The organism is Amycolatopsis sp. A133, assembly GCF_031082405.1.
GTDB lineage: Bacteria > Actinomycetota > Actinomycetes > Mycobacteriales > Pseudonocardiaceae > Amycolatopsis.
Window position 1 is genome coordinate 1 of sequence record NZ_JAVHJU010000052.1, and the last position, 9792, is coordinate 9792.

Annotated in this window: 12 protein-coding genes and 1 riboswitch; of the genes, 7 read left to right on the top strand and 5 right to left on the bottom strand. The window is 71.8% G+C overall.

Going from position 1 to position 9792, the window contains the following annotated elements:
• Nucleotides 1-155: 155 nt before the first annotated feature.
• Nucleotides 156-1106 (bottom strand): threonine/serine dehydratase, encoded by a 951-nt coding sequence (locus tag Q5425_RS31420; RefSeq protein WP_308675965.1) that lies wholly within the window; start codon nucleotides 1104-1106, stop codon nucleotides 156-158.
• A gap of 147 nt (nucleotides 1107-1253) precedes the next feature.
• On the opposite strand from Q5425_RS31420, the gene Q5425_RS31425 reads away from it, so the two are divergent.
• A complete protein-coding gene (locus tag Q5425_RS31425; RefSeq protein ID WP_308675966.1) occupies nucleotides 1254-1994 on the top strand; it encodes a hypothetical protein in 741 nt (246 codons plus the stop codon).
• A gap of 39 nt (nucleotides 1995-2033) precedes the next feature.
• On the opposite strand, the gene thiE is transcribed toward Q5425_RS31425, so the two are convergent.
• Entirely contained in the window at nucleotides 2034-2693 is a 660-nt protein-coding gene (thiE, locus tag Q5425_RS31430) for a thiamine phosphate synthase (RefSeq protein ID WP_308675967.1), read from the bottom strand.
• Between the two features lie 31 nt (nucleotides 2694-2724).
• Nucleotides 2725-2830, top strand: a riboswitch (TPP riboswitch).
• Here thiE and thiO point away from each other — a divergent pair.
• The 4 genes from thiO to Q5425_RS31450 all read left to right on the top strand — a co-directional run bounded on the left by thiO (nucleotide 2824) and on the right by Q5425_RS31450 (nucleotide 5448).
• Nucleotides 2824-3897 carry a glycine oxidase ThiO gene (gene thiO, locus Q5425_RS31435; protein WP_308675968.1) on the top strand — a complete coding sequence of 358 codons (1074 nt, stop codon included), beginning with the start codon at nucleotides 2824-2826 and terminating at the stop codon, nucleotides 3895-3897. It overlaps the preceding riboswitch by 7 nt.
• Nucleotides 3897-4097, top strand: coding sequence for a sulfur carrier protein ThiS (thiS, locus tag Q5425_RS31440; protein ID WP_308675969.1), 201 nt, complete (start codon nucleotides 3897-3899; stop codon nucleotides 4095-4097). The genes thiO and thiS overlap by 1 nt, the downstream gene beginning before the upstream one ends.
• A gap of 2 nt (nucleotides 4098-4099) precedes the next feature.
• A complete protein-coding gene (locus Q5425_RS31445) occupies nucleotides 4100-4858 on the top strand; it encodes a thiazole synthase (protein WP_308675970.1) in 759 nt (252 codons plus the stop codon).
• A 161-nt stretch (nucleotides 4859-5019) separates the two neighbouring features.
• Nucleotides 5020-5448, top strand: a complete 429-nt coding sequence (locus Q5425_RS31450; protein ID WP_003101725.1) for a MarR family winged helix-turn-helix transcriptional regulator — start codon at nucleotides 5020-5022, stop codon at nucleotides 5446-5448.
• Here the strand turns inward: Q5425_RS31450 and Q5425_RS31455 are convergent.
• Both Q5425_RS31455 and thiD read right to left on the bottom strand, forming a co-directional pair.
• The gene (locus Q5425_RS31455) at nucleotides 5445-6248 is read right to left on the bottom strand and encodes an ion transporter (protein ID WP_308675971.1); all 804 of its coding nucleotides are present in this window, start codon (nucleotides 6246-6248) and stop codon (nucleotides 5445-5447) included. The genes Q5425_RS31450 and Q5425_RS31455 overlap by 4 nt on opposite strands.
• 59 nt (nucleotides 6249-6307) lie before the next feature.
• Nucleotides 6308-7135, bottom strand: a complete 828-nt coding sequence (gene thiD / locus Q5425_RS31460; protein ID WP_308675972.1) for a bifunctional hydroxymethylpyrimidine kinase/phosphomethylpyrimidine kinase — start codon at nucleotides 7133-7135, stop codon at nucleotides 6308-6310.
• A gap of 105 nt (nucleotides 7136-7240) precedes the next feature.
• On the opposite strand from thiD, the gene Q5425_RS31465 reads away from it, so the two are divergent.
• The gene (locus Q5425_RS31465; protein WP_308675973.1) at nucleotides 7241-8251 is read left to right on the top strand and encodes a phosphatidylinositol-specific phospholipase C domain-containing protein; all 1011 of its coding nucleotides are present in this window, start codon (nucleotides 7241-7243) and stop codon (nucleotides 8249-8251) included.
• Here Q5425_RS31465 and Q5425_RS31470 read toward each other — a convergent pair.
• Nucleotides 8248-9171: an NADP-dependent oxidoreductase gene (locus Q5425_RS31470; protein WP_308675974.1), complete on the bottom strand. Its 924-nt coding sequence runs from the start codon at nucleotides 9169-9171 to the stop codon at nucleotides 8248-8250. The genes Q5425_RS31465 and Q5425_RS31470 overlap by 4 nt on opposite strands.
• 92 nt (nucleotides 9172-9263) lie before the next feature.
• On the opposite strand from Q5425_RS31470, the gene Q5425_RS31475 reads away from it, so the two are divergent.
• Nucleotides 9264-9659, top strand: coding sequence for a helix-turn-helix domain-containing protein (locus Q5425_RS31475; protein WP_308675975.1), 396 nt, complete (start codon nucleotides 9264-9266; stop codon nucleotides 9657-9659).
• Nucleotides 9660-9792 lie beyond the last annotated feature (133 nt).

Sequence of the window (9792 nt, forward strand, 5' to 3'; positions counted from 1 at the left end):
CCGCCTGAGCGATACCACCCTCCATCACCACAGCCTGACCAGCACAAACCACGATGAAACAACCCCAATGTGGCGTTGGTTGCGTCTGACGCACCGAACGCCACATTGGGTGCGTCTGACGCACCGAACGCCACATTGGGGCGCTTGGGGACCTCCTAGCCGGCGAGGATCTCGGCGAACAGCGCCGGATCCGCGTTGCCGCCCGAGACCAGCGCGACCGTCTTGCCGGCCGGGAGCTCGTCGGCGTGGGACAGGTACGCCGCCGTTGTCACCGCGCCGCTCGGCTCGGCCACCAGCCGGGCCTTGCGGGCGAGGACGCGCACGGCCTCGCGGATCTCGTCCTCGGTGACCGTGACCATCTGGTCGACGACTTCCCGCAGGTGGGCGAAGGTCAGCTCGGACGGCTCGGAGCGCAGGCCGTCGGCGATCGTGCGGGCGCGGTCGGCCTGCGGCCAGCGGACCAGCTCGCCCTGCCGGAGGCTGTCGGCGACGTCCGCGGCCCACGCCGGCTCGACGCCGATCACGCGCGCCCGCGGGCACCGGGCCCTGATCGCGGTGCCGACGCCGGCCGCCAGCCCGCCGCCGCTGATCGGGACGAGCACGACCTCGACGTCCGGCAGGTCCTCGGCGATCTCCAGGCCGGCGGTGCCCTGCCCGGCGATGATGGCCGCGTGGTCGAAGGGCGGGACGAGGGTCAGCCCGCGTTCGGCGGCCAATTCGCGCGCTTTCCCCTCGTGTTCGCCGATGGGCACCTCGATGACCTCGGCGCCGTACGCCCGGGTGGCCTCGACCTTGATCCGCGGCGCGACGTCCGGCACGACGATCACCGCGGGCACCCCGTACCGCTGCGCGGCGTACGCGACGGCCTGCGCGTGGTTGCCGCTCGAGTACGCGATGACCCCGCGGGCGCGGGCCGCGTCGTCGAGGGCCGCGATCGCGTTGAACGCGCCGCGCACCTTGAACGCACCGACCGGTTGCAGGCTTTCGGGTTTGAGCCACAGGGTCCCGCGGGGATCCCACGTCTGGAGCAGCAGGGGTGTGCGCACGGCAACATCTTCGACGCGCTTCGCGGCGGCCTCGATGTCAGAGATCGTCACCAGTTCCATGTGCCGAGTATGTCAAGAAAACGTTCGACATGGAGTGTCTAATATGGACAGACGGAGTGGTCCTCCTCACGCTGTGGCAACGAGGGGAGTGCCTCACGCGCCTTAGACGTTGGACAGGGGAGAACACGGACTACCTAGATCGGGATCATGAGCAAGGAGAACGTAGCGGCTTCGGAAGAGAAGGAAGACAAGTCGGGCCTGCGGATCGCGCAGGTCCTGGCGGCGGCGCTGGCGGCCGTGACCGCGGCGCTGCTCGGCTCGACGCTGGGCGTCGCGGGCACGGTGGTCGGCGCCGGCGTCGCGAGCGTGGTGTCGACGGTCGGCAGCGAGCTGTACCTGCGCTCGCTGCAGCGCACCCGCGAGGCGGCCCTCAAGGCGCGCCAGCTGGCGACGTCGGGGATCCGCCGCCGGGGGCCGGCGGTCGACATCACCGAGCAGCCGACGGTCCAGCTGAAACCGCCGGAGCAGGAGCCGTCACGGCTGTCGGCGCGGCTGCGCAAGCTGCGCTGGCCGCTGATCATCAGCACGAGCGTGGCGGCGTTCGCGGTGGCGATCCTGTCGATCGTCGGCTTCGAGTCGGCGACGGGAACGCAGATCGGCGGCGGCACGGGCTCGAGCATCGGCAAGATCTTCACCGGCGGCGGTGGCCACCAGGACAAGACCCCGGCGACGACACCGGCTCCCGGCACGGACGACACCCAGGTGTCCCCGACGGAGACGAGCACGACCCCGGCGGACACCTCGACCCCGCCGACCCCGCCGACCACGTCGTCCGAGACCCCGACGAACACGCCGAGCACGACGACCCAGCAGCCCTCGACCTCGGCCCCGGCGACAACGGCGACCCCGCCGACCAGCAAGGGCGCGGCGGCCACGCCGGCCCCGTGAGCCCGTGGAGGCCACCCCGCCGGGTGGCCTCCACGGCTCTCAGGACAGCCGGGCCCGCAGTTCCCGCGCCGCGGCCTCGGGGTCCTCGGCCTCGGTGATCGCCCGGACCACCACGATCCGCGACGCCCCCGCGTCGAGCACCTCGCCGAGCCGGGAACCGTTGATGCCGCCGATCGCGAACCACGGCCGGTCCGGGGTCCAGGCCGCCGTTCCGCGCACCAGCTCGAGGCCGGGCGCGGGGCGGCCCGGCTTTGTCGGCGTCGGCCAGCACGGGCCCGTGCAGAAGTAGTCCACCCCGGGCTCCGCGGCCGCGGAGAGGGCCTGGTCCAGCGAGTGCGTCGACCGGCCGAGCACCACCTCGTCGCCGAGGATCCGGCGGGCCAGCGGTACCGGGATGTCGTCCTGCCCCAGGTGGAGCACGTCCGCTCCGACCGCCAGCGCCACGTCCGCGCGGTCGTTCACCGAGAGCAGCGCCCCGTGCCGGGCGCACGCCTCCGCCAGCACCTCCAGCGCCGCGATCTCGCCGGCCGCCTCCAGGGCGCCGGTCTTGTCGCGCAGCTGGATGATGTCGACGCCGCCGGCGAGGGCCGCGTCGGCGAAGGACGCCAGGTCGCCGCGGTCGGTTCGGGCGTCCGTGCACAGGTACAGGCGCGCCGCGTCGAGGCGGGCGCGGATCTTGTCACCGGAAAGGGCGGGCATAGCGGCGACCGTACCCGGCGCGTTAGGCTGGACGCGTCCGCACGGGAGCCCGAGGCACGGGCTGAGAGGGAGCTGCCGCTCCGACCGTGGAACCTGATCCGGGTCATGCCGGCGCAGGGAGCGTGATTCCATGACGAACCTGGCAGTGGTGGGCGGCGGCGTGATCGGCCTGTCCACGGCGTGGCGAGCCGCGCGAACCGGCCGGGAAGTCACCCTCTACGACCCCGAACCCGTCCGCGGCGGCGCGTCCTGGCTGGCCGGCGGCATGCTGGCCCCCGTCACCGAGGCCTGGCCGGGCGAGGAGGACGTCCTCCGCCTCGGCGAAGAGTCGCTGAAACGCTGGCCGGAGTTCGCCCGCGACCTCGCGGAAGAGGGCCTCGACCCCGGCCTGGCCGGGCACGGGACGCTCGTCGTCGCCTTCGACAGCGCCGACGCCGGGCACCTCGACATCCTCGCCGGCCACCTGCGCTCCCTCGGCCGCGCGGCCGAGCTGCTCACCGGCCGGGAGGCCCGGCGGCTCGAACCCGGCATCGGGTCCGTCCGAAGTGGACTACACGTACCCGGTGACCTGGCCGTGGACAACCGGAAACTGCTCAACGCCCTCTACGCGGCCTGCGAGAAACGAGACGTCCGGTTCGTCCGCGAGCGCGTCGAACGGATCCCGGACGCCGGCGCCGTCGTCCTCGCCGCCGGCGCCTGGACCGGACGGCTGCACCCGCAGCTCGCCGGCGCCGTCCGCCCGCTCAAGGGCGAGATCCTCCGGCTCAAACCCCGCCGCGGGTGCCTGCCGCCGCCCGCACACACCGTCCGGGCCGTCGTCGAGGGCCGCCCGATCTACCTCGTCCCGCGCGGCGATCAGGAGCTCGTCCTCGGCGCCACGCAGTACGAGGCGGGCTTCGACCAGGCCGTCACCGCCCGCGGCGTGCGCGAGCTGATCGAGGGTGCCGAACGCGTCTTCCCCGCGATCACCGAGTACGAGCTGACCGAGATCGCCGCCGGTCTGCGGGCCGGCAGCCGGGACGCGCTGCCGTACCTCGGCGTCCTGGACGACGGCGTCTTCGCCGCCACCGGGCACCACCGCAACGGCCTGCTGATGGCCCCGGTGACCGCGGACGCCGTGGTCGCCTGGCTCGAGGGGGACAAACCGCCCGAAGGCACCGAAGCGGCGTCCCCCGCCCGCCTGCACCAGAAGGAGCACGTGTGATGGAGATCAAGCTCAACGGCGAGTGGGCGGAGTTCCCGGACGGCGCAACCGTCGCCGACGTCCTCGACGCCACCGGCGGGCAGCGGCCCGGCATCGCCGTCGCGGTCGACGGCGTCGTCGTCCGCCGCGCCGACTGGCCGGCCACCCCCGTGCCCAAGGGCGCGGGCGTCGACGTGCTCACCGCGGTCCAGGGAGGCTGAAAATGGACGAAGAACCGCTGGTCATCGGCGCCTGCAAGCTGACGTCCCGGCTCATCATCGGCACCGGCGGCGCGGCCAACCTCGCCGTGCTGGAACGCGCGCTGGTCGCGTCCGGCACCGAGCTGACCACCGTCGCCATGCGCCGCGCCGACGCCGAAGGCGGCTCCGGCGTCCTCGAACTCCTGAAGCGGCTCGGCATCGAGCTGCTGCCGAACACGGCGGGCTGCCGCACGGCCGCCGAGGCCGTGCTCACCGCGCAGCTCGCGCGCGAGGCGCTGGAAACCGACCTGATCAAACTCGAGGTGCACGCCGACGACCGGACACTGCTGCCCGACCCGATCGAAACCCTCGACGCCGCCGAACGGCTGGCCGCCGACGGGTTCACCGTGTTCGCCTACACGAACGACGACCCGGTGCTCGCGCTGCGCCTGGAGGAGGCCGGCTGCGCCGCGGTGATGCCGCTGGGTGCGCCGATCGGCACCGGCCTCGGCATCCGGAATCCGCACAACATCGAGCTGATCGTCGCGCGGGCGGGCGTGCCGGTGATCCTGGACGCCGGAATCGGCACGGCGTCGGACGCGACGCTGGCGATGGAGCTCGGCTGCGACGCCGTCCTGCTCTCCACCGCCGTCACCCGGGCGGCCGATCCCGAGCGGATGGCGGCGGCGATGCGGGCGGGCGTCGTCGCCGGACGGCTGGCTCGCGAGGCCGGGCGCGTGCCGCAGCGCTTTTGGGCCAAGGCGTCGAGCCCACCCCGGTGAACTGCTGCTTTCGGGGGCTCCGGGTGGCGGAGCCCCCGGCCCGGTGCGAAGCCCCGATATAACGCCGTGGGTGGCTTAACGCCGACCGTGACCGCGGACCCGTAAGGTGGACGGCACTTTCCGGCGCAGCCGCGGCGGGGTGAGGGCAGAAGGAGCCAGCCGTGACGAGCACATCGGTCCAGGACGTCTCGGGCAGGTTGTACCTCGCCGTGGGCAGGCTTTCCCGGTCACTGCGGCAGGCCGGCGTGCCGGGGCCCGGCCACGGCGCCATCTCGGCGCTGGCGACGCTGGTGCACGCGGGCCAGCTCCGGCTGGGCGACCTCGCGGCCAAGGAGGGCGTGGCCGCGGCGACCATGTCGCGGATCATCGCGTCCCTGGTCGAGGCCGGCTACGTCAGCCGCGAGTCCGACCCGGTCGACCGGCGGGCGTGGCTGGCGAAGGCGACCGAAGAGGGCGAGCGGCTCGTCTCCGGCGTCCGCTCGACCCGGGTGCAGGAGCTGAACCGGCGGCTCGACCGGCTCTCGCCCGAGCACCGCGAAGCCCTGACGGCGGCGATCCCCGCGCTCGAGGCCCTGATCGCGGACGACTAAGCCGCGTTCTGCCGCAGCTCGGCGAGCTCCGCACGCAGGGCGCGGAGCTCATCGAGGATCTCCTGGTTCGCGGCGGCCTGCGTTTCGGCCTGCTTCGCTTCTTCCTCGCGGATGTCCTGGCGCAGCTCGTCCTCCATGCCGCTGACCACGACGGCGATGAAGAGGTTCAGCACCGCGAAGCTGGACACGAGGATGTAGACGACGAAGAAGATCCAGGCCATCGGCGCCTGTTCCATGATCGTCTTCGCGATGTCCGGCCACGCCTCGCCGGTCATCACCTGGAACAGGGTGAACAGCGACGTGCCGAGGTCGCCGAAGTCGCCGGGGTCGATGGCGCCGAACAGCTTCGTCGCCATCACGCCGGCCACGAAGATGATCAGCGCGAGCAGCGCGGCGATCGACGCCATGCCGGGGATCGCCGCGAGCAGCCCGGAAACGACCTTCCGCATCGACGGCACGACGGAGATCAGCCGCAGCACCCGGAGCACGCGCAGCGACCGCAGCACCGCGAACGGCCCGGTCGCCGGGATCACCGCGATGCCGACCACCAGCAGGTCGAAGACGTTCCAGCTGTCGCGGAAGAAGCTGCCGCGGTAGGTGTAGAACTTCGCCAGCAGCTCGGCGACGAAGATGCCCAGCGCGAGGTGGTCGAGGACGTGCAGGAGGTCGCCGTACCCGTCCATCAGCGACGTGGACGTCTCCATGCCGAGGGTGGCCGCGTTGAAGACGATCACGGCGATGATGAAGTTCTGGAAGCGGCGGCCTTCGAGGACCTTCGCCACCCGCTCGCGCCCGGTCAAGGGCACCCCCTGCTTCGGTCAAGGATCGGTAACCGCAGGGATGGTAACGAGGTGGTCGCTCAGCGCTCTTCGGGAGCCAGCCGCCAGAAGGCCGAGACCGGGCCGACCTTCGCGCCCATCGGGTAGGCGTGCTCGACGGCGTGCGAGACGAACCACTTGCCGTAGCGCGCCGCCTCGACCACGGACATCCCCTTGGCCAGGCCCGCGGTGAGCGCCGACGCCATCGTGTCGCCCGCGCCGTGCGTGTGCGGGGTCGGGTACCGCTGCCCCGGGAGCTCCACGAACGTCGAGCCGTCGAACAGCAGGTCCACGCATTCCGGGTCGGCCTGCAGGTGCCCGCTCTTGACCAGGACGTACCGCGGGCCCATCCGGTGCAGCACCACGGCCGCGGTGTGCATGCCCTCGCGGTCGGTCACCGTCATCCCGGTGAGCAGCCGGACCTCGTCGAGGTTCGGGGTCAGCACGGTCGCGCGCGGCAGCAGCTCGTCGCGCAGCGCCACGAGCCCGGCTTCGTCGAACAGCGGGTGGCCGTGCATCGACGCCGCGACCGGGTCGACGACGAACGGGATCTTCGCGTCCCGGCCGATTTCGGCGTTGTCGCACGCGGCGGCGACCGCGTGGATGATCTCGGCGGAGGCCAGCATGCCGGTCTTGGCCGCGCCGACGCCCATGTCCGCGGCCACGGCTTCGATCTGCCCGGCCACGATGTGCGGCGGCAGGTCGGCGCGGTCGTGCACGCCGAGGGTGTTCTGGACGGTGACGGCGGTGACCGCGACCAGCCCGTGCACGCCGCAGGTCAGGAAGGTGCGCAGGTCCGCCTGCAGCCCGGCGGCACCGCCGGAGTCCGACCCGGCGATGGTCAACGCGGTCGGCAGGCTCGTCGTCATGGTGGATTCCCGACTTCTGGTCTAGGCCAATCAGCCTCTTTTGCTTCATCAACAGTCAACCACGGTGGGACATTGTGAAGGTTACTCACGTTCGAAGGAGCCTGGATGAAGCTCTTCTCGGTGGCACTCCTCACGGCCGCGCTCACGCTCTCCGGCGCGACGGCGGCGAACGCGGACAGCCCGAAGCTCTCCCACGTCACCACCGTCGGCGTGCACAACACGTACGACCCGGCGGCCTACGACTACCTCGCCCGGGCCCTCGACGCCGGGTCGTCGCTGATCGAGCTCGACGTCTGGCCGGACTTCTTCACCCACGAGTGGAAGGTCAGCCACTCGAACCCGTTGGGGAACAACAACAACTGCGTCGCGGCCACCTCGGCGTCGCAGCTGTACTCCGGCGGGAAGAACAAGAACCTGGAGTACTGCCTCGACGACATCCGGATCTGGCTCGCCGCCCACCCCGGGCACCCGCCGATCACGCTCAAGCTGGAGATGAAGACGGGCTTCTCGGACAACACCGGCCTGGGCCCGGACGAGCTGGACGCCACGTTCCGGGCGCACCTCGGCAGCGTCGCGTTCCGCCCGGCCGAGCTGCTCGGCGGCTACGGCACGCTCGACGACGCGGCCAAAGCGGACAACTGGCCGTCGGTGGACGCGTTGCGGGGCCGGGTGATCACCGAGATCATCCCCGGCACGGTCGAGGAGGGGAACCCGACCGACACGCTGAAGACCGACGTCGAGTACGCGCGGTACCTGGCCGGGCTCAAGAACGCGGGCCGCATCGGCGACGCGAACATCTTCCCGACCGTGCACGGCGCGGCCGGCGGTGACCCGCGGGACAAGTACACCGCCGACCTCAAGCCGTGGTTCGTCGTCTTCGACGGCGACGCGAACGCGTGGGTGACCCAGACCGGGCCGTGGTGGTACGACGCCAACCACTACTACGTGGTGATGACCGACGCGCAGAACGTCGCGCCGGCCATCGACGCCCACAACCCGACGGTCGACCAGGCCAACCAGCGCGTCGCCGAGCTGGCGAAGCAGCACGCGTCGGTGGTCACCGCGGACTGGACCGGGCTCACGACCGTGCTGCCCCAGGTGCTCGCCCGGGGTTAGACGGTCAGCACGAGCTTGCCGGACACCCGGCCCGATTCACCCAGCTCGTGCGCCTTGGCGACGTCTTCGAGCGGGAAGGTCTGCTCGACGCGGACCTTCAGCTGACCGGCTTCGACCAGTTCGACGAGGCCGGTCAGCCCGCCGCGGTCGGGTTCGACGAGGATCCGCCTCGTGCGCACTTTCCTGGCCTCGGCGGCTTTTTCGACCCGGTCGCCGACGCCGCTGGGCACGCCGATCAGCAGGCCGCCGGGCTTGATCGCGGGGAGCCAGCGCAGGTCGCTCTCCTCGCCGACGAGTCCGAAGTAGACGTCCACATCGGACGTGGTCGCGTTCTCGTCGTGGTAGTCGATCGGCTCGTCGACGCCGAGCTCGCGCAGCAGGCCGTGCTTGCCCGCGCTGGCCGTGCCGATGACGTGGGCACCGCGCGCCTTGGCGATCTGCACGGCGAGGTGACCGACCCCGCCCGCGGCGGCGTCGACGAACACGCGCTGTCCGCTGTGGACGTTCCCGACGTCGACCAGGCCCTGCCAGGCGGTCAGCCCGGCCAGCGGCAGCGCGGCGGCCTCGGCGAACGACAGCCCGGCCGGCTTGCGCACGAAGTGCCGCGAGGGCGCGGTGACGTACTCCGCGTAGGCGTTGGCCGGCCGCGGGAACCACGGCATGCCGAGGACTTCGTCGCCCTCGCGGACGCCGGTCGCGCCGAAGCCGGCCTCCTCGACGACGCCGGCGACGTCCCAGCCGACGGTGAACGGCGGCTCGCCGAGGAACCCGCCGCCGGCCCGCACCTTCCAGTCGACCGGGTTGATCCCGGCGGCCTGCACCCGCACCAGGACCTCGGTCGGCCCGGGCTCCGGTCGCGGTGCCTCGGTGACGCGGAGCACCTCCGGCCCGCCGAGTGCCTGCTGGGTCACGATGCGCATCGGTTCTCTCCTTCGGATTTCGGGGTCGCCTCCATCCTCGGGTCCTTCGTCACTTTTCGCCAGAAGGCACTTGCTTGTATCGTAGGTACCTGATGGATACCACCTGCGACCAGGGCGGACCCTGGGATGTGTACCTGCGGAACTGCCCGTGCCGCGACGTGCTGGACCTGCTGGCCAACAAGTGGACGGCCCTGGTGCTGGGCGCGCTGGCCCGCGGCCCGCACCGCTTCGGCGAGCTGCGCCGCGCGGTCGACGGGATCAGCCAGAAGATGCTGACCCAGAACCTCCGCCAACTGGAGCGCGACGGCTTCGTGACGCGCACGGTCTACCCGACGACCCCGCCGACGGTGGAGTACGCGCTGACGGACATGGGTTCGGAGGTCGGGGCGCACCTGATCGCGTTGAGCACGTGGTCCCAGGCGAACTTCGACCGGATCCGCTCGGCGCGGCAGGAGTACGACGGCCGCGAGCTGCAACCGGTGCGTTAGCGGGTCTGCCGCACCTGGTCGTGAGTGGTAAGGCGGGTTCTAACCCGCCTTACCAGGGGGACGTTCCGCGCGCCGGCGTCGAGGAAGACCTCGGCCAGCACGCTGAAGACGGTCGAGTCGCAGAACGTCGTCT

What these genes read in the sequence shown, in the direction of transcription:
- Q5425_RS31420 (WP_308675965.1), bottom strand. Translation starts at nt 1,106, where the DNA reads ATGGAACTGGTGACGATCTCTGACATCGAGGCCGCCGCGAAGCGCGTC.
- Q5425_RS31470 (WP_308675974.1), bottom strand. Translation starts at nt 9,171, where the DNA reads ATGCGCATCGTGACCCAGCAGGCACTCGGCGGGCCGGAGGTGCTCCGC.
- Q5425_RS31465 (WP_308675973.1), top strand. Translation starts at nt 7,241, where the DNA reads ATGAAGCTCTTCTCGGTGGCACTCCTCACGGCCGCGCTCACGCTCTCC.
- Q5425_RS31445 (WP_308675970.1), top strand. Translation starts at nt 4,100, where the DNA reads ATGGACGAAGAACCGCTGGTCATCGGCGCCTGCAAGCTGACGTCCCGG.
- thiD (WP_308675972.1), bottom strand. Translation starts at nt 7,135, where the DNA reads ATGACGACGAGCCTGCCGACCGCGTTGACCATCGCCGGGTCGGACTCC.
- thiE (WP_308675967.1), bottom strand. Translation starts at nt 2,693, where the DNA reads ATGCCCGCCCTTTCCGGTGACAAGATCCGCGCCCGCCTCGACGCGGCG.
- thiO (WP_308675968.1), top strand. Translation starts at nt 2,824, where the DNA reads ATGACGAACCTGGCAGTGGTGGGCGGCGGCGTGATCGGCCTGTCCACG.
- thiS (WP_308675969.1), top strand. Translation starts at nt 3,897, where the DNA reads ATGGAGATCAAGCTCAACGGCGAGTGGGCGGAGTTCCCGGACGGCGCA.
- Q5425_RS31425 (WP_308675966.1), top strand. Translation starts at nt 1,254, where the DNA reads ATGAGCAAGGAGAACGTAGCGGCTTCGGAAGAGAAGGAAGACAAGTCG.
- Q5425_RS31475 (WP_308675975.1), top strand. Translation starts at nt 9,264, where the DNA reads ATGGATACCACCTGCGACCAGGGCGGACCCTGGGATGTGTACCTGCGG.